This window comes from Acinetobacter sp. LipI_15 (assembly GCF_058242865.1).
On the sequence record NZ_JBZAYN010000001.1, the window covers coordinates 2625363 to 2644575 of the forward strand.

The window sequence follows — 19213 nt, forward strand, 5'->3', positions numbered from 1 at the left end:
GAAATACTCCTTTATTTACACTGCAATGTAATTAATTCAGGAGTTTGGTTTTCTACCTTTTTCGGCACTGTTAATGCTGTTTGGCAAGATCGACCACCACTGGTCCTCACCGTCAACTTGTAGTAACCTTCAACCAAACCATATAACATTACCGTGCCATCTGAACCCACTGGATAAACATCAGCTTCTGGGGTATCAATTGCAACTTCACTTCCTGCAACAAATTGATGACCTTGTTCATCCAATATTTTGACCAATATTTGTTGTGTATCAAATACTGAAAAATTAATGTTATAACCACGCTGTCTTAATGCGACTAAACGATGTGCAGCATTTGGAACTTTGCTTTCGATCGGTAATTGATTTTCATCAAATGAAATATCGTAATTAATATAAGGAACGATATCGTGTACAAAGACATAGCCTTTTTTATTGGTTTTCGCGACTGGAGACATTGAACGCATGACATCAATATCTTCACGACCACCAACATTCACTAAAGCAAAGGCATTATCGACAAAACTGGTCAATGCGTATTGACCACCCAACCACACCATAGCGCCACGGTAGCCAACCTGTGTTGTTGAATCATTTTCACTATAGAGATGACTTAAGGTTAAATCACCAACATCAGTGGACAAACCACCATAGGCATTTAATACCGTTTCATCATTACGATAATCCACACCGAGCGCATAATTTGCACCATATTCACCGAATGCATTTTGAATGAAACGGACACCGCCGGATTTATTGGTACCCGCATCAGCCTGAATACGCTTACCACCACCAAAATTATAAGAAAATGTAATAAAGGCACCTGAGTCATCGCTATCTCCAAATTCTTGGAAATAGTTGGCGGTATACATTAAATTCGGTGTAATTTCGCGACTCACACCCACAGTGAGCATTTTGCGATCCTCTAACTCAAATAAAGGATCATTAGATTCATACTGGGTTTGTTCGATATAGTTCAGATTTAAATTTTGAAAGAATGGAAAATTAGCAAAACTCAAATACGCCATATTTTCAAATTTTGGAAAAATATGATTATCTTCATAACCTAACGCCCGATAATCATTTGTAGCGTAGCGTGAACTCACACCAAAATTAAGTTTCCCGAAATTACGACTGATAGCCAAACCTGCAGAATAGCCATCGTCATTATCGGTTTTACTGCCTAAAAAAATACTGTCTAAAACAAACCATCGATTGACCGCTTGCGTCCATAGCAGTCCTGCATTTTTTACTTTGTCACTATAGGTAGCACTTGCACCCAACGTGGTACGACTGGTGACACCTCTACGCCAATAGGCTGAACTGAAAAAATCGCGATAATCGCTATTTTCTTCGTCATAACTGAAGCGTAGTTTCCCTAATGATATGTTGTAATCATTTAAATTTTCTTTGAGCAATTTACTGCTAATTAACACCGGAAAACTTCGAACAGTGGTATTCCCCAATACATCTTGTACAACCATTTGCGCTGTACCAGCACTTTCAATATTGGCACCTGTTTGTAGGTTATAATCTCCAGGTGAAATCTTTTTCTGATAAATATTTACGCCATCAATATATAAATCAACAGTCGAAGGTAAAACAGCACTACCTTTTAGACTTGGAATATTCCAATACACAAAATCTGGACGTGACGTATAGTCTGTACCAAAACTCAAACCACCAAATCGCACACCATGAATTAATGCGCTATAGGCAGAGGTCGTATCACCAATAATCAGCTTGGTCGCATTTTTGGAGAAATCAAACTCAAGACTACTATTTAACCTTACAAATTTTTCTTCACGATAATCATCCCCTTTATTATTTCGATAAAAGGCATTATTTCTTAAAATCCAATTGTCTTTAAACACCCCAAGTTCAGGCAGTACACCAAAATTATTATGTTGAGTGTTATTTTCAAAGTGCATTTCATAATTGAGAAATGCACCAAAATTTGCAGGCATCGGCTGACTGATTAAGGCATCCGTTTCTAGCCCAAAGAAATATTTTGATGGAAGATTAATTTTGATAGCTTGCAATTGAGGATCAAATCCAGAATGAATATCTTGATCCGTTACCAAACAAAATGAATTTTTAATTGCATGTCGTTTCAGAATTTCTACTTTAATTTGCAGCTTATCAAGATCTGCGCACTCTATATAAAACTTGTTATTTTCAGTCAGTAATAATACTTCGCTCTTGCGGTCTACTTCGTTTACCCAAATACTGGTTGGAAATAAATCATCAGGCATATCAACAGCTTCTGCATGAGCAGAATTAGCACATAAAATACAATATAGAAGCAATGTAATTCTATTCATAGCCACTACTCAACTAAATTAAACTCCAAAGGAGTGTCACCTTTATCTGTTTCCACAACGACTTTATAATTACTAGCGCCTTGTAAAGAAACACTCCCGATGTCGTATTGGTTTTTACCTAATGCCAATAAATATTTCATATCGGAAGATTCAGCGACTGTTTTCTTGCTTTTATCGATGACATAAAGTTTTTGGATTTGAATGTGTGATTTTGCTAAATTTTCAACCTGAATAATGGTGCGACCATTCGATTTTTTAGCAATAAATTTCAAATAAGCGGGTTCTTGTTTGCCGACAAAAAATGGCACATTAATACTTAATAACAGTGCAATTTTCGATTCAGAGTTCGTCACTTGAGGTAGCTCAGTATAAAGAATACGCCATGCTTCTTCTTGTTGTAGGTTCATACTTTCTACAGATTGAGTAAAACCCACACGAACCATTTGTTTTGAATTTGGTTTTAAAATAAAGTTCTTCGGATTGATAATAATATTGGATTCAGGTGAAAGAACATCTTCCCCTGCGGCATTTTGAGTCCATTTAAATGCTTGAGCCTCAAAAATACGTGGTGTCTCATCATCCCCTTTCGACTCCAAAGTAAATGTCGCACTGCGTTGTTTAGATTTATCGGTTAAATATAACTGCACAGGGCTAATTGAAATACCTGCAAATATTTGAGGACTCAATAAGCAAGTCATTAAACTAAATGAAACGACTTTGAATAAACTTTTCATATACCCACCCCAGTACATTTAAATATTATTATCAATTCAAAAATAAAAAGAAGTTGACCCTAACTGTGTAGAATCAACTCCCTAAATTTGGATTAGTAAGCTACTTTGATATATAAAGTATCTTTGTATGTACCAGCACGTTGAGTACCTGAAATTGTATTTTTTGGAGCTACAGATACAGCAAAGTTATCAACGCTCATACCAGCTACAGGTGTAGAACCGATTGGATAATTCACACCACCTTTTGAAGTCGTGATTTTTGTAAATACTTTATCACTAGTGGTTTCATGTTTTACAAAAGTATCTGCACTTGAACCCGCGTTTAGCGTAGATAGATTTAATGTATATGGAGTGTTAGTTGTAACTGTAAAGCCACTAGCACCCGTATAACTGTCTTCAACGAGTTTGATGTCTTTACCTACCAAAAGCTCACATGCTTTAAGAATCTGTAACTCGATGTCGATTTCGCCTTCACACGGCGCACCGCCACATTGTTTAGATTCTTTTTTACCACCAGCGATTGCAGATGTTGCTGGAAGTGCTACGAACAATGTTGCAGATAGTACTGCGGTTAAAATTTTAGATGTAGACATTTCACTTCTCCATTCTCATATGAGATTTATTAGTATGTGCATCAAAGGATATTTGTTAAGAAAAACTAATTAATCTTACTTTCCCTAGGTGCTGATTCATTCTTAATCATGTGGAGAAAAAAAGAACCTAATGTGGAATATTCACACAAATATTCATGTAATATTATTTTTTACGAATATTTAAATTATGTGGCTGTAATATATTAAATATTTTTAATTTTTATATTTTTATTTAATTTTTCTCTTTATCCCAAATTTTGGGGATTTTTTTCATATCCCTATTTTTTGGTATAATATATCTTATTGTTTTTATTAAATTTAGTAACATTAAAAATAATATAGGCTGTTACATATTTCACCAAATATTTGTGAAATAGTTCAAAATAATTTTCAAACAAACCAATACTACGTGAATATTCAACTATACTAATAGTAAAGACCGATTAAATTTAAATTTTAAATAGAATCTCAAATGTATAATCACCACTTTCAGGTATGTCTTTTGAAACACAATACAAGAATTACGTCACCAAATACTGAACCTTTGTATTAAATTACAGGTTTTGAAACACGTCTTAGTTTCCAATGTTAAGCTTTTGTAAATCATATTTTCTTTCTTTAAATTTCAAATTTTTGTTTTTCAAATTTTTAGAATCTCATTTATTACATGAATTATCACGCATATTGAAATTCAGCCCCTCTCTTTCAACGCACTTTTTACTTTGATTTTTTATTCAAAATACTGACTACCTCTTTTAAAACTGCCTACATTCTTCTTTAGAAAATTCTATAAATAAAAAAAAGCCCCAAGTTATGAGGCTTTTTAAAAAATTTAACTTACTCACTGACTGGATAAAGCAATCCTTGATCGACTCGAAAGATTTGACCTGATCCAAAGTCGATCTGCTGCAACTCTCCTTTTAATTTTGGGAAGCCAGCAATTTTTTCCAATTGTGGTGAGCGTTGAAAATTTTTCATTTTAGGATTGTACATCCAATAAATAAATCGCTTATCTTCTATTTTTCGACCTTCAGAGGTATCTGAGAGTACCACATCATAGTATCCATCAAAGTTTACATCTAGGAATCCCATACTATTCCCAAAGGCATTAAAGCCTTGTAATGACTGCAAGACTTTGCCATTTGATTTATTAATCACATCTACGCGCTTTAGAGACTTACCATAAGGTTGGTCTGCGGATTGCACCCCATAAAACTTAAACAGTAGGATAGGTTTATCTACAGCTTTAAACGCAGGCTCAAACTGTAGATAACTTGTAGATGGTGGTGCCGTTTGTTCCGTCAGCTCAGCTTTAAACGAGCCTGTATTTGCATTCAATGTTCCTGCCAATCGATAAGCTGTTGCCGCATTTTGTTCAGTCCCAACATTGACTGAATTCAGATCTATAAAATCTGCTTTTTGAGTCCCTTTAAAGTTAATTTGTTTGGGCTCTTGCAGATCAGTCAGAGTCCCGTGCGGATTCCATATTCCAGCATACAAATCTAAGAAATAGCGCCCTTCAGTCGAGCGAAGCATCCGCTGCATGGATATGCGAACATCAGGTAAAGGCTTTAACTCAGACAGTGTTATATCTGCATCTTGTGCAAAACTCACCACAGGTAGACAAAGAGCGAGTAAAAGAGAGAGTTTTGATATTTTCATTGCAATTACACACTCCATGCAGCATGAATAATGCCTACTCTATCACAACCTAAATTCAACACAGATGACACAAATATAGGAGTTTTGAAACTACCTACGACTCAAACTATCAGATTAAATTGGAGTCGCTTTTAAAGCCCATGTTTCCAAATCTAATGAAATACATTTCAAACCAATATTAGATTCAACACATAGATCTTTCAGCAATTCACACTGATCTCTTATGATCAATTACTGGCTTCACAAGCTCTTGCTTTCTTCTAAGATCAATATATGCATTTTTCCCAACATATACTTCAAAAAAGGCTTCTTCAGGCAATTTTAACGTATAAATTGGACACGTTTGCAATTGGGACTCTTTGCCAAAGTTGGTCATTGATATATGCATGTGTTTTTGTAGAAAAGTGATACCCGAATTGAGCATCGCTAATATTCTTTACAATACGTACTTCCTCTTCGTATGCCCATTCCTGCATTTTATAAAGCAAACCATGCTTTATTAAAACTTCTTCATTATCCCAATTTAAAATATTTGAATTTCCTACAGACATTAATTTTTCAACACTTGCCACATTGGCCTGCTTCGGCGCTGTTTTTAAATATCCCAACTCCCCTTTTGTTGAAGGAATAATAAATTGATCACCATCTTCAAGGCCTGCTTTGCATGTGTCTATTCCGATCACGACACCTTTTTTAACTATCCCCATAATGTGGCCAGATGAGTAGATTTAAAGCAGTTCTAGTCAAACTTAAAATCACATATTTTCTAGAAAACTGATTTCGGAATGCCCTACTGCTACCGATGTCGGTACATCCAAATCATAAAAACCAAAACCAGTGCATTCAAATGGGTCATTAAAATCTTCTAAATGTGAAAAACCTAGAGATTTTGTTTTCAAAATCGTTAAAGCAGCTTCAAAACTCACATATTTATATAAAATCATTATTCTAACCCACGCTAATATTGGGTTCCTTGTATCATAAAACTCAAAAGATAATTAAATAAATTCTTTTCTTTGCTTACGATTTTGTTCGATTGGATCCAAAGTATGAACGAGTACAAAACATTGTTTTGTACGAAGTACAACGAGGCAGCACACTGTTCTGAGTGACGCGTAAGGAATGAAAGCACTACTTTTTTATTTTTAAGGCACGTAACTTTAAATATTAAAAAACCCACTCAAAATGAGTGGGTCTTCGTATTCAAATCAATTGATTCAAGAAATTAGTTTTTCTCTTTATCAACGATTTTGTTTGCTTGGATCCAAGGCGCGAAAATGATAAAAGTATCGCTTACATCATTTGAGGCTCGTAGCCTTGATGCCGTCTTTTATAAGGGATAAAAAAGCCCCTGTTAAAAACAAGGGCTTTTTGACTTAGATATCAGAACTTCGTTCTTTTCTTTGTCTACGATTTTGTTCGCTTGGATCCAAGGTACGTAAAAATAGAAAAGCATGCTTTTCTATTTTTAAGGCACGTAACTTTAGATATTAAAAAACCCACTCAAAATGAGTGGGTCTTCGTATTCAAATCAATTGATTCAAGAAATTAGTTTTTCTCTTTATCAACGATTTTGTTCGCTTGGATCCAAGGCATCATCGCACGTAACTTGTTACCAGTTACTTCGATACCATGCGCCGCGTTTTGACGACGACGAGCAGTCATAGAAGGATAGTTCAACGCACCTTCTTGGATGAACATCTTCGCGTATTCACCAGATTGAATACGTTTAAGCGCATTACGCATAGCTTCACGAGACTGTTCGTTGATTACTTCAACACCAGTTACGTATTCGCCATATTCAGCATTGTTTGATACTGAGTAGTTCATGTCCGCGATACCGCCTTCGAACATTAAGTCAACGATCAATTTAAGTTCGTGTAGACATTCGAAGTAAGCCATTTCTGGTGCATAACCAGCTTCAACAAGAGTTTCGAAGCCCATTTTAACCAATTCAACAGCACCACCACAAAGAACTGCTTGCTCACCGAAAAGGTCAGTTTCAGTTTCTTCACGGAATGAAGTTTCGATAATACCAGTACGGCCACCACCAACACCTGAAGCGTAAGAAAGCGCAACGTTACGTGCATTACCAGAAGCATCTTGGTGAACAGCGATAAGATCAGGTACACCTGAACCACGTTGGAATTCTGAACGTACAGTATGACCTGGCGCTTTTGGAGCAACCATGATTACGTCAAGGTCAGCACGTGGAACAACTTGGTTATAAAGAACAGAGAAACCATGAGCAAATGCTAGCGTTGCACCTTGCTTGATGTTTGGCTCAATTACGTCACGGTAAAGTTGTGATTGGAACTCATCTGGAGTCAAAATCATAACTAAGTCAGCTTGAGCTACAGCAGCAGGAACTTCTGAAACTTTAAGACCAGCATTTTCAGCTTTTTTCCAAGAAGTAGAACCAGCGCGTAGACCTACAGTTACGTCAACGCCTGAATCTTTAAGGTTAAGCGCATGAGCATGGCCTTGTGAACCATAACCAATGATTGCTACTTTTTTGCCTTGGATGATAGATAAGTCTGTGTCTTTATCGTAAAAAATTTGCATTGCTGTCTCCGCTAAAATGCTTTCGTTTCCTTTAACTTGATACCGTGATTCTGTTTGATTATTCACGTTTCAAGTACCTCACCCATAGGAGTGAGGTGAATATATAAAATTAGATAGTTAAAACTTTTTCACCACGTGCAATACCTGAAACACCTGAACGTACAACTTCTAGAATTGTATTTTCAGCTAAGGCATCAATAAAACCATCTATCTTTTCAGTTGTACCTGCGATTTGAATGGTATATGTCGTTGGTGTTACGTCTACGATTTGTCCACGGAAAATATCCGCAGTACGTTTAATTTCTGCGCGCGCTGAACCAAGTGCTTTGACTTTAATTAACATCAATTCACGTTCAATATGAGCACCTTCAGACAAATCAACAACTTTAACAACTTCGACAAGCTTGTTGAGTTGTTTGGTGATTTGTTCAATTTTATGCTCATCGCCATACGTGGTTAAAGTCAAACGCGAAAGCGTCGGATCTTCTGTTGGCGCTACGTTTAATGTCTCAATGTTATAACCACGCTGCGAGAATAAACCTACCAAACGTGAAAGCGCACCTGCTTCGTTTTCTACAAGTACAGAGATAATATGTCTCATTGTGTGCGCTCTCCTTTGCCTAACCACATATCTTTCATTGACTGGCCAGCAACCAACATTGGATATACATGCTCTGAACGGTCAACCATCACGTTAATAAACACACACTTGTCATTGATCGCCATCGCTTCAGCAAGCTTCGACTCGAGTTCATCTGCATGGTCAATTTGAATACCTACATGACCATACGCCTCCATTAATTTAGGGAAGTCTGGAAGTGACTCAACATACGAGCTTGAGTGACGACCTTCGTAGTTCATGTCTTGCCATTGCTTAACCATACCTAATGCACGGTTATTCAAGCATAGAATTTTTACATTCAAGCCATATTGCTTACATGTAGATAGTTCTTGGATACACATCTGAATCGATGCTTCGCCAGTAATACACACTACTTGTTGATCTGGGAAGGCAAGTTTTGCTGCCATAGCATATGGCAAACCTACACCCATGGTTCCTAGACCACCTGAGTTGATCCATTGACGTGGACGTGTGTATTTGTAGTAAAGCGCACCAAACATTTGGTGTTGACCAACGTCTGAAGTAATGATGGCTTGGCTATTGGTAATTTTATCCAACGCTTCAACAACTTGCTGTGGCTTCATTGAACCATCAGTTGGTTTGTCATAGTTCAAACCATGAACTTGACGCCATTCATTGATTTGTTTCCACCAAGCCGCGATATCTTCTGGATTTGGTTTAGACACATTCAATTGCTTTAATTGAGCCAACATTTCAGTCAATACAGGCTCTACTGCACCCACAATTGGGATGTGCGCCATAATTGTTTTTGAAATCGTTGCTGGGTCTATATCAATATGAATGACTTTCGCATTTGGACAGAATTTCGCTGGATTATTGGTTACACGGTCATCGAAGCGCGCGCCCACACACAGAATCACATCTGCATTGTGCATAGTCATATTGGCTTCGTAAGTACCATGCATACCCAACATACCGATGAATTGTTCATCATTGCCCGGATACGCACCAAGACCCATTAAAGTACTGGTTACTGGATAACCCAATAAATGTGCAAGTTCTGTCAACTGTGCAGAAGCGTTGCCTTGAACCACACCACCGCCTGAATAAATAATTGGGCGTTTAGCATGAATCAATTCATCAATTGCTTTACGAATTTGACCTGAGTGACCACGATGCGGCGGTTGATACGAACGCATTTTCACTTTTTCAGGATATTCGTAAGCAAATTTCTCTGCAGGATTCGTTGCATCTTTTGGAATATCAACGACAACAGGACCCGGACGACCACTTGAAGCGATATAAAATGCCTTCTTAATAATCGAAGGGATTTCGCTTGCATGACGTACTTGGAAGCTGTGTTTTACGATTGGGCGCGAAATACCGACCATATCCGTTTCTTGGAACGCATCCTCACCGATAAGATGGCTTGCAACCTGACCTGACAAAATCACCATTGGGATTGAGTCCATATAGGCAGTTGCAATTGGAGTTACGGTATTTGTTGCACCCGGACCAGATGTCACCAGTACGACACCTGTTTTACCTGTGACACGTGAGTAAGCATCAGCCATATGACCAGCAGCTTGCTCGTGGCGCACTAGGTAATGATTGATTTTTTCTTGTTGAAATAGCGCATCATAAATATGCAGTACTGCGCCGCCTGGGTATCCAAAAACATGTTCAACGCCTTCGTCCGCTAAAGCGCGTACGAGCATTTCACCACCAGATAAAAGTTCCAACGTGATTCACCCTAATCTTTTTTCACGCACAAATGGAGGGCATTTGTCGTGGTTAATTCATTAACTGTGTGCTCTGTTATAGCACACAAATTTCATAGTTTTCATAGCAATAAGAAAAAAATCTGACCTGCTTGCTGTTTGAGCAATATGGGGTCTAAAACATGTTGGGATAAACATATTTTGTTGGCTTTGTTCAACGTCTCGGCTAGAGAAGAAGTCCATTGCTAAAATGCACTCATTCGAAGGGTGATCGATCTAAGGCATATAAAACTAAAGACAGCATTTTTGTAGTTTCAACCATTAAAGTCAAGTTTAAAAATCGGCTTTTTTCTGATTACTTACAGACCGTTTGTTTTTTAAGCACCCTCTCTTTCTTCGTATTCTTTGTAGTTTGTTTATTTATAACCAGTTAGCATGTATTTAATAAAATACTTTTATAAATCTAATAAATAAATTAAATGAATGGATGTATGTTTTTAATTCAATTGCTTTACATTGAAGTTGCTGCATAGGTTAAATGATAAGAATCCAATATTTTTATTGCTTATAAATCCCCCAATTCATCATTCACAAAGTTATTCATCCCACGCGATGTCCCTTTTATCCTTTGTGCTAAAAAATGCATAGATTCTGCTGTCAAAAAAGCGCAAAATTTTCAGCATAATTTTGCATGATCACTCTAACTTTGGGACTGAATTTATGATGAAGACGACGATTGCTCGCACTGCCTGTATTTTATCTAGCATGGCATTTTGCCTGACCAGTTTGGACCTTTCAGCGAAAGAATATTACAAGTGGGTGGATGCAAAAGGTTCAACGCATTACACCACCACGCCACCGCCAAAAAATGCGCAGCGTAAAGGTAAAGTGAATACCTATGGTGCAACAACGACTACGCAATCAACTCCAGCAAAAAACCAAGAAGAGGTTTCACGTGAAGCCGAACAGTCGAATGAACAAAATGAGCAGCTAGCGGAACAACAACGCGAAGCCAATGCAGCGCTCCGCCAAGGTCAAGCCGTAGCCTCCGCACCACAATAATTTACGCCAAAGCCTTCAATTTTGACTTAAATTATTTACATCTACACAGCATCGCAAAATTCACTCTAGGCGTATTTTGCGCTATGCTGTAGCACAAACTTTTTAACCGTTATTTCTATTTACGTTTATGACTACTCACATTGACCCTGAATATCAAGCCAGTGCGATTGAACCTACAGTCCAACAAGACTGGGAAAATCGCAAAGCCTTCAAAGTTGCCGACCAAGTAGAAGGACCACGTCGTTATATCCTCTCTATGTTCCCTTATCCAAGTGGCAAACTGCATATGGGTCATGTGCGTAACTATACAATTGGTGACGTGATCAGCCGTTTCCACCGCTTACAAGGTGAAACTGTGCTACAACCAATGGGTTGGGATGCTTTCGGTCTACCTGCTGAAAATGCTGCAATTGCCCATCAAGTCGCTCCTGCAAAATGGACTTTTGAAAACATTGATTACATGCGTAATCAGCTTAAAAAGTTAGGTCTTTCTGTAGATTGGGATCGTGAATTTGCAACTTGCACACCTGAATATTACCGTTGGGAACAATGGTTATTCGTTCAGCTTTATAAAAAAGGTTTAATTTACCGTAAGCTTTCAACAGTGAACTGGGACCCTGTAGACCAAACTGTTTTAGCAAACGAACAAGTTGAAAATGGTCGTGGCTGGCGTTCTGGTGCATTGGTCGAAAAACGTGATATTCCAATGTACTACTTCCGCATCACTGACTATGCGCAAGAATTACTTGACGATTTAGAAACATTAAAAGACGGCTGGCCACAGCAAGTTTTAACCATGCAACGTAACTGGATTGGTCGCTCACAGGGTATGGAAATTACCTTCCCTTCAGCGAATCCTGACGTTTATGCAGATGGTTTAACTGTATTTACAACTCGTGCTGACACACTCATGGGTGTGACTTATGTTGCGGTTGCAGCAGAGCATCCAATGGCGCTTAAAGCGGCAGAAAGCAATCCTGAGCTTGCTGCATTTATCGAAGAATGCCGTATGGGTTCTGTTGCAGAAGCCGATCTTGCGACGGCTGAAAAGAAAGGCATGGCAACTGGTCTTTCTGTGAAGCACCCAGTTACAGGTGAAGAAGTTCCTGTTTGGATCGCGAACTACGTCTTGATGTCTTACGGTTCAGGCGCGGTGATGGCAGTGCCTTCACACGATGAACGTGACTTCGAATTTGCCAACAAATATGGCTTAACCATCAAGCAAGTGATTGATGCCAAAGGTGCAGACGATGCAGCCTTTGACGCAACCACTTGGCAGGAATGGTACGGTTCTAAAGAAGGCAAACTGGTGAATTCAGGCGAATTTGATGGTTTAGATTTCCAAGGCGCATTCGATGCATTCCTTGCAAAACTTGAGCCTCAAAAGCTTGCAAATGTAAAAGTTCAATTCCGTTTACGTGACTGGGGTGTTTCTCGTCAGCGTTATTGGGGTTGTCCAATTCCTATGATCAACTGTGAAAAATGTGGTCAGGTTCCAGTACCTGAAGAACAACTTCCAGTTGTATTGCCAACGGACGTGGTTCCAGACGGTTCAGGCAATCCACTCAACAAAATGCCTGAGTTCTATGAAACCACTTGCCCATGCTGTGGTGGCGATGCTCGTCGTGAAACAGATACTTTGGATACCTTTGTAGAATCATCTTGGTACTATGCACGCTATGCATCTCCAGATTTCACTGACGGTATGGTGAAACCTGAAGCGGGTCAAACTTGGTTACCTGTGAACCAATACATCGGTGGTGTTGAACACGCGATTCTGCATTTACTTTATGCACGTTTCTTCCACAAATTGATGCGTGACGAAGGCGTGGTACAAGGTAATGAGCCGTTCACTAACTTGCTCACTCAAGGTATGGTGCTTGCAGATACTTACTACCGTGAATCTGAGTCAGGTAAGAAAACATGGTTTAACCCTGCCGACATCGACTTAGAACGTGATGAAAAAGGCCGTATCATTTCTGCGAAATATCAAGGTGATGGTCAAGACGTCGTGGTGGGTGGTCAAGAAAAAATGTCGAAATCGAAAAATAACGGTATCGACCCGCAAGCGATTATTGACCAATACGGCGCAGATACTGCACGTGTATTCATGATGTTCGCGGCTCCACCAGATCAATCACTAGAATGGTCTGACGCTGGTGTTGAAGGCGCAAACCGTTTCTTAAAACGTGTATGGCGCCTAGCAACTGGTTTCCTTGAACAAGGCAACTCTGCTGCAAACATCGACAAAGCGGCACTATCTACCGCTGCACAAGACTTGCGTCGTAAAACACACGAAACCATTCAAAAAGTGGGTGATGACATTGCACGTCGTCATGCCTTCAACACCGCCATTGCTGCGATGATGGAACTTTTGAATGCCAACAATAAGTTTGAAGCAAAAGATGATAACGACGTTGCCGTTGCACGTGAATCAATCACAACCCTTCTAACTTTACTTGCTCCGTTTGCACCACATTTAAGCCAAACCTTATTGGCTGAGTTTGGTATCGAATTAACATCAGCACGCTTCCCTGCGGTAGATGAATCTGCGCTGACTCGCAATACACAAACGATTGTAGTGCAAGTGAACGGTAAACTTCGTGGCAAATTAGAAGTGTCTGTCGATGCCTCTAAAGATGACATTTTGGCACAAGCAAAAGCATTACCTGAAGTTCAGCAATTCTTGACTGGTCCAACCAAGAAAGAAATTGTGGTGCCGAATAAATTAGTGAACTTGGTGGTTTAAATTCCTTATATTTCCTTCTCCCTTTGGGAGAAGGTTGGGATGAGGGTAATTAATAAAACTCACCTCTCCCTAACCCTCTCCTATGAGGAGAGGGAACAAAAGGATTTCACAATTCCCAAACAAAGCCCGTTGCGAGTCAACGGGCTTTGACTTTACAATCCACACAGGATTTCAACATTATCCCTTCGGGAAACAGAGGACACTTTATGCACTTGGTTCAACGTGTTGCTGCAATTGTATTAACTATGGGCCTGAGCGCAGGCATGGTCGGTTGTGGTTTTCATTTAAAAGGCACCAACCCTGCTGCTGTACCTGTGGCCTATTCCAATATGCGATTGGCACTTCCTGAAGATACGGATGACTTACATGAAAAGTTAGCGATTTATTTAGGTTCTGCAGGCGTGCAATTGAGCAATAATCAAAATGCCTATGTCTTACATGTGTTGGATTACACTCCGCGACGTTTAGAACTCAATGGTAAATTGGTTGAAACTTTACTGCGCTTGAATGTGACGTTCCAAATTGAAGATGCTCAAGGCAACCCTGTGACTGAACCACGTACATTGATGGCAACACGTAGCTACCAATATGACGTTGCAACCGTCAACACTGATGACCAAGAAGAAAAATATTTAAAACAAGTGATTATTGATGACATTGCACAACAGATCGTGCGCCAAATTTCATCAAACCGCTTACCAAAAGCGAATCCACTAACTGCACCGACCAAAGCTGAGTAAGAACCATCCATGAAACTTGACTATCTTCAGGCATTAAAACGTGTAGATGAAGCGCAAGGTGCCTGGGTGCTGCATGGTCAAGAGCCTTTACTTGAACAAAATCTCCTGGATGCATTTCGTAAGAGTTGGAACGCTCGAGAAATCGAGCGTCAACGTTATGACATTAGCTCTGCGTCCGATTGGAAAAATGTCTTTAATGCGTTAAATAGTTTGTCATTATTTTCCAGTCAACTGGCAATTGAGGCACATGGCAGCATTAAACCCGATGCCAATGGGCTAAAACTGTTAAAAAGCTATTTGCAGCAAAATGAAAGCAACTTGCTGCTCGTGGTCATGCCGAAGCAAGACAGTGCGAGTTTAAAGACCAGTTTCTTCCAAACCATTGATGCCAATGGGGTCAATGTTGCACTGACTGCAAACTATCCTAAAGATCGTCAGCAAATCTTAGCCACCGAGGCGCAAAAGCTCGGTATTCAACTCGCCAATGATGCTTGGCAATGGCTAGAACAACATCATGAGCATAATTTGCTGGCTGCAAAAAATAGTTTAATGCGTGTCGCAGATACTTTTCCTGAAGCTGAAATGATTCAGATTGATCATCTGTACTCCTGCTTACAAGATCAGTCACGCTACACCACCTATGATTTAAATGATGCAATGCTGCAAGGCAATTTGGCGCAATCAATTAAAATTTTTCAATATTTGATTGCCTCTGGTGAGCCAATGTCACTCATTTTATGGAGTATCAGCAAGGAAATGCGCTTGCTTATGCAACTGTTTGAGCAACCACAAAATGCCTTACAAATTGGTATCTGGAAAACCAAAGTCGGGCTGTATCAACAAGCTTTACGCCGTTTAAATGCCAATGAGTTTTTGACTTGGCCTGCCCTACTGTTACGTTTAGATGCCTCGATCAAAGGTTTGGGACATGAAAACCCTGAGCATTTAGTGCAACAAGCGATTGCCAGCTTGTGTGGTCGAAAATTATTTTATTAAAATGTATCTTCGGTATTTTCAGCGCTGGATGCTAAAAAATAGCTAAACGAATAATTCTCATTTACATTTGTTCAAAATATTCACAATTTATCCGTATTTAAATCTTATAATTCAATCATCTTTCTAAACTTTTAACTGCCAATCATGCCAAAAATAAAACCAGCAAAATTGATCGTAGCCATCATCGTTGCTTTGGCAATCGCTGTCACTGCATGGCATTTCCTAAAACCTAAAGAAACTCAGCCGCAATATATTACTGCTGAAGTGAGTCGTGGTGACATTGAAAACTCTGTACTTGCAACAGGTGTACTTGAAGCAACCAAAATGGTGAGTGTTGGTGCACAGGTTTCTGGTCAGGTGAAAAAGATGTATGTGCAACTCGGTGATGAAGTGAAACAAGGTCAGCTGATTGCCCGTATTGACTCTGTACGTCAGGAAAATGATTTAAAAACTGCAGAAGCCAGCATCAAAAACCAACAAGCGCAATTGGCAGTTAAACAAGCAAATCTTGCAAAAGTCCAAGCTGAATATAATCGTCAACAAGCAATGTACGCTCAAGACGCGACTAGTCGTGCAGAACTTGAATCTGCGCTAGCAAGTTATAAAACTGCGCAAGCTGATATTGCAGCCATTAATGCACAAATCGAACAATCACGTTTAACTTTAGCGACTGCAAAAGAAGACTTAGGCTATACACAAATTGTTGCACCTATGGATGGAACCATCGTGGCGATTGTGACTGAAGAAGGTCAAACCGTAAACGCCAACCAAAGTGCGCCAACCATTGTGAAATTGGCAAAACTCGACACCATGACCATTAAAGCTGAAATTTCTGAAGCTGATGTGATGAAAGTCCAAGAAGGTCAAAACGTCTATTTTACAACCTTGGGCGACAGTGAAACAAAACACTATGCTACCCTGCGCCAAGTTGAACCTGCGCCAAACTCAATTAACACCGAAAGTAACAACAACACCTCTTCGTCTTCAAGTACTGCGGTTTACTACAATGCGTTATTTGATGTCCCAAATGAAGACGGTAAATTGCGTATTGATATGACTGCTCAGGTGTATATCATTTTAGATGAAGCCAAGAATGTCTTGACTGTACCTGCCGCAGCCGTTCAAACCTCGAACCGTCCACAACGTAGCCGTAATAATGCATCTGCAAATGGTGAATCTACTGATAAAAAAGCCATCGCAGAAGCTAAATCGAATAAAGATAATCCAAACCGTCCTAAACGTTTAGAACTGACTGAAGCTGAAAAAACATTGGTCAAACAAGGTAAAGCCAGCGTTGCGATGGTTCGTGTACTACAAGCCGATGGTTCAGCTCAACCACAACAGGTATTACTCGGTTTAAATAACCGTGTGACCGCACAAGTGATCCGTGGCTTAAAACAGGGTGACAAAGTCGTGATTGCCGACGGTTCAGATACCTCTAATGATTCAGCGAAACGCAGCAACCGTGGTGGTGCTGGCGGCCCAATGAGAATGTAATGATGAGTCAAAATCAGACGCCTCTACTCGAGGTCAAGAATCTGACTCGTGAATTCCCTGCCGGTGAAAGCACAGTCCAGATTCTAAAAGGGGTCAATCTTGAGATTTACCCAGGTGAACTGGTAGCAATTGTAGGTCAGTCCGGTTCTGGTAAATCTACCCTCATGAACATTTTGGGGTGTTTAGATAAACCCACAAATGGCAGCTACAAAGTCAAAGGACGCGAAACGCGTGAGCTTGAACCTGATGAATTAGCACAATTGCGCCGTGAATATTTTGGCTTTATTTTCCAGCGCTATCACTTACTCGGTGATTTGAATGCTGCTGGTAACGTCGAAGTTCCTGCAATCTATGCCGGTGCAGATGCAACCGAACGCAATGCACGTGCCAAGCAACTGCTGACTGACTTAGGACTGGGTGAAAAAACCCAAAACCGTCCGAGCCAACTTTCGGGTGGTCAGCAACAACGTGTGTCGATTGCGCGTGCCCTCATGAATGGTGGCGATGTTATTCTTGCCGATGAACCGACCGGTGCATTGGATAAGAATAGTGGTATTGAAGTGATGCGGATTTTGCGCGAACTCAATGCCAAAGGTCATACTATTATATTGGTCACTCACGATCATAATGTTGCGAAAAATGCGACGCGAATTATTGAAATTTCTGACGGTAATATCATCTCAGATCAGCCCAATGTGCCTGAAACAGATGATGAACCTTTAGAAAAACAACAACTCGTTCCAAACACACAGAAAAAAACCTCGAGCTGGCGCTCAGCCGTTGACCGTTTAGGTGAAGCCTTCCGTATGGCGATTTTAGCCATGAATGCTCACCGTATGCGTACATTTTTAACCATGCTCGGGATCATTATTGGTATCGCTTCTGTGGTTTCTGTTGTGGCTCTTGGGAATGGTTCACAAAAGCAAATTTTAGAAAATATCAGCAGTTTAGGTACCAATACCATCACGGTGTATCAAGGTCGAGGCTTTGGTGATAATTCCAGATCCTCCCAAGTAAAAACATTGGTTCCAGCCGATGCGACAGCCCTTGCTGAGCAGCCTTATGTCGATGGCGTTAGTCCTTCAGTCAATTCATCTGTTACAGCACGTTTTAAAGATACTGAGGCTTCAACCACAGTGAATGGTGTGAGTGAAGATTTCTTCTATGTCAAAGGAATGAACTTCGCTTCGGGTCAGCCTTTTGATAAAGAAAGTGTGAATGAGCAAGCGCAAGATGTGGTGATTGATAGTAATACTAAAAATACCTTCTTTGCCGATGGCACCAACCCTGTGGGTCAAGTGATTTTATTAGGCAGTGTGCCGAGCCGTATCATTGGCGTGATCGAAGAACAAAAAAGCATGATGGGCAACTCAGATAGCCTGAATGTGTATTTGCCCTATTCAACGGTCATGAGTCGTATGCTGGGGCAGTCGAACGTACGTAGCATCATTGTCCGAGTGAAAGATGAATACCCAAGTGCCGCTGCTGAAAACGCCATATTGAACTTATTGGTGCAACGTCATGGCGCGCAAGATGTCTTTACACAGAACTCCGATAGTATCCGTGAAACCATTCAACAAACCACTGCAACAATGACTTTACTGGTTTCAGCGATTGCGGTGATTTCATTGATCGTCGGTGGTATCGGGGTCATGAACATTATGTTGGTTTCTGTGACTGAGCGTACTCAAGAAATTGGTGTGCGTATGGCCGTGGGTGCCCGTCAAAGTGATATTTTACAGCAGTTCCTGATTGAGGCGGTGTTGGTGTGTATCTTAGGCGGTGTGCTTGGGGTTTTATTATCTTTAGGTATTGGACAATTGATTAGTCATTTTGCCGGTGGAACATTCCAAATGGCCTATTCAACAACGTCTATCGTTGCCGCATTTGTCTGCTCAAGTATGATTGGTATTGTGTTTGGCTTTATTCCTGCACGTAATGCCGCACAGCTTAACCCTGTCGATGCGCTTTCTCGCGAATAAGGAATTAA

Annotated in this window: 15 protein-coding genes; 6 read left to right on the plus strand and 9 right to left on the minus strand. The window is 40.0% G+C overall.

The annotated features are described in order from the left end of the window. Positions 1-11: 11 nt before the first annotated feature. The 9 genes from AC4CU0_RS12450 to AC4CU0_RS12490 form a co-directional block, all read right to left on the minus strand. Positions 12-2321, minus strand: a complete 2310-nt coding sequence (locus AC4CU0_RS12450) for a fimbria/pilus outer membrane usher protein (RefSeq protein ID WP_490743234.1) — start codon at positions 2319-2321, stop codon at positions 12-14. A gap of 5 nt (positions 2322-2326) precedes the next feature. Continuing rightward, positions 2327-3055 carry a fimbrial biogenesis chaperone gene (locus AC4CU0_RS12455; protein WP_180005391.1) on the minus strand — a complete coding sequence of 243 codons (729 nt, stop codon included), beginning with the start codon at positions 3053-3055 and terminating at the stop codon, positions 2327-2329. Positions 3056-3147: 92 nt separating this feature from the next. Next, positions 3148-3648, minus strand: a complete 501-nt coding sequence (locus AC4CU0_RS12460; RefSeq protein ID WP_180084670.1) for a hypothetical protein — start codon at positions 3646-3648, stop codon at positions 3148-3150. A gap of 837 nt (positions 3649-4485) precedes the next feature. Next, positions 4486-5310, minus strand: a complete 825-nt coding sequence (locus tag AC4CU0_RS12465) for an XAC2610-related protein (RefSeq protein ID WP_490743235.1) — start codon at positions 5308-5310, stop codon at positions 4486-4488. 311 nt (positions 5311-5621) lie between these two features. After that, the gene (locus AC4CU0_RS12470; RefSeq protein ID WP_490743236.1) at positions 5622-6017 is read right to left on the minus strand and encodes a hypothetical protein; all 396 of its coding nucleotides are present in this window, start codon (positions 6015-6017) and stop codon (positions 5622-5624) included. A gap of 48 nt (positions 6018-6065) precedes the next feature. After that, entirely contained in the window at positions 6066-6254 is a 189-nt protein-coding gene (locus AC4CU0_RS12475) for a hypothetical protein (RefSeq protein WP_257220830.1), read from the minus strand. Positions 6255-6858: 604 nt separating this feature from the next. Continuing rightward, positions 6859-7875, minus strand: coding sequence for a ketol-acid reductoisomerase (ilvC, locus tag AC4CU0_RS12480; protein ID WP_078192867.1), 1017 nt, complete (start codon positions 7873-7875; stop codon positions 6859-6861). A 109-nt stretch (positions 7876-7984) separates the two neighbouring features. Continuing rightward, positions 7985-8476 carry an acetolactate synthase small subunit gene (ilvN, locus tag AC4CU0_RS12485; RefSeq protein WP_078189625.1) on the minus strand — a complete coding sequence of 164 codons (492 nt, stop codon included), beginning with the start codon at positions 8474-8476 and terminating at the stop codon, positions 7985-7987. Beyond that, positions 8473-10200, minus strand: a complete 1728-nt coding sequence (locus AC4CU0_RS12490; protein WP_168378448.1) for an acetolactate synthase 3 large subunit — start codon at positions 10198-10200, stop codon at positions 8473-8475. Before AC4CU0_RS12490 ends, ilvN begins: the two co-directional genes overlap by 4 nt. Positions 10201-10899: 699 nt before the next feature. Between AC4CU0_RS12490 and AC4CU0_RS12495 the strand changes: the two genes are divergently transcribed. The 6 genes from AC4CU0_RS12495 (at position 10900) to AC4CU0_RS12520 (ending at position 19205) form a co-directional block, all read left to right on the plus strand. Continuing rightward, positions 10900-11241: a DUF4124 domain-containing protein gene (locus tag AC4CU0_RS12495; protein WP_249708160.1), complete on the plus strand. Its 342-nt coding sequence runs from the start codon at positions 10900-10902 to the stop codon at positions 11239-11241. Between the two features lie 127 nt (positions 11242-11368). After that, positions 11369-13990 carry a leucine--tRNA ligase gene (leuS, locus tag AC4CU0_RS12500; protein ID WP_490743238.1) on the plus strand — a complete coding sequence of 874 codons (2622 nt, stop codon included), beginning with the start codon at positions 11369-11371 and terminating at the stop codon, positions 13988-13990. A 206-nt stretch (positions 13991-14196) separates the two neighbouring features. Continuing rightward, positions 14197-14730, plus strand: a complete 534-nt coding sequence (locus AC4CU0_RS12505; protein WP_078192675.1) for an LPS-assembly lipoprotein LptE — start codon at positions 14197-14199, stop codon at positions 14728-14730. Positions 14731-14739: 9 nt separating this feature from the next. Beyond that, positions 14740-15726, plus strand: coding sequence for a DNA polymerase III subunit delta (gene holA / locus AC4CU0_RS12510; RefSeq protein ID WP_490743240.1), 987 nt, complete (start codon positions 14740-14742; stop codon positions 15724-15726). A 144-nt stretch (positions 15727-15870) separates the two neighbouring features. Continuing rightward, complete coding sequence (locus tag AC4CU0_RS12515) at positions 15871-17223, plus strand: MacA family efflux pump subunit (RefSeq protein WP_180021027.1); 1353 nt, start codon at positions 15871-15873, stop codon at positions 17221-17223. Between the two features lie 2 nt (positions 17224-17225). Continuing rightward, positions 17226-19205, plus strand: coding sequence for a MacB family efflux pump subunit (locus AC4CU0_RS12520; protein ID WP_490743508.1), 1980 nt, complete (start codon positions 17226-17228; stop codon positions 19203-19205). Positions 19206-19213: the final 8 nt, after the last annotated feature.

Excerpts from the sequence above, each read along its gene's own strand:
- AC4CU0_RS12475 (WP_257220830.1), bottom strand. The coding sequence starts at position 6,254 with ATGATTTTATATAAATATGTGAGTTTTGAAGCTGCTTTAACGATTTTG.
- ilvN (WP_078189625.1), bottom strand. The coding sequence starts at position 8,476 with ATGAGACATATTATCTCTGTACTTGTAGAAAACGAAGCAGGTGCGCTT.
- AC4CU0_RS12465 (WP_490743235.1), bottom strand. The coding sequence starts at position 5,310 with ATGAAAATATCAAAACTCTCTCTTTTACTCGCTCTTTGTCTACCTGTG.
- leuS (WP_490743238.1), top strand. The coding sequence starts at position 11,369 with ATGACTACTCACATTGACCCTGAATATCAAGCCAGTGCGATTGAACCT.
- AC4CU0_RS12495 (WP_249708160.1), top strand. The coding sequence starts at position 10,900 with ATGATGAAGACGACGATTGCTCGCACTGCCTGTATTTTATCTAGCATG.
- ilvC (WP_078192867.1), bottom strand. The coding sequence starts at position 7,875 with ATGCAAATTTTTTACGATAAAGACACAGACTTATCTATCATCCAAGGC.
- AC4CU0_RS12505 (WP_078192675.1), top strand. The coding sequence starts at position 14,197 with ATGCACTTGGTTCAACGTGTTGCTGCAATTGTATTAACTATGGGCCTG.
- AC4CU0_RS12450 (WP_490743234.1), bottom strand. The coding sequence starts at position 2,321 with ATGAATAGAATTACATTGCTTCTATATTGTATTTTATGTGCTAATTCT.
- AC4CU0_RS12515 (WP_180021027.1), top strand. The coding sequence starts at position 15,871 with ATGCCAAAAATAAAACCAGCAAAATTGATCGTAGCCATCATCGTTGCT.
- holA (WP_490743240.1), top strand. The coding sequence starts at position 14,740 with ATGAAACTTGACTATCTTCAGGCATTAAAACGTGTAGATGAAGCGCAA.
- AC4CU0_RS12520 (WP_490743508.1), top strand. The coding sequence starts at position 17,226 with ATGAGTCAAAATCAGACGCCTCTACTCGAGGTCAAGAATCTGACTCGT.
- AC4CU0_RS12455 (WP_180005391.1), bottom strand. The coding sequence starts at position 3,055 with ATGAAAAGTTTATTCAAAGTCGTTTCATTTAGTTTAATGACTTGCTTA.
- AC4CU0_RS12470 (WP_490743236.1), bottom strand. The coding sequence starts at position 6,017 with ATGGGGATAGTTAAAAAAGGTGTCGTGATCGGAATAGACACATGCAAA.
- AC4CU0_RS12460 (WP_180084670.1), bottom strand. The coding sequence starts at position 3,648 with ATGTCTACATCTAAAATTTTAACCGCAGTACTATCTGCAACATTGTTC.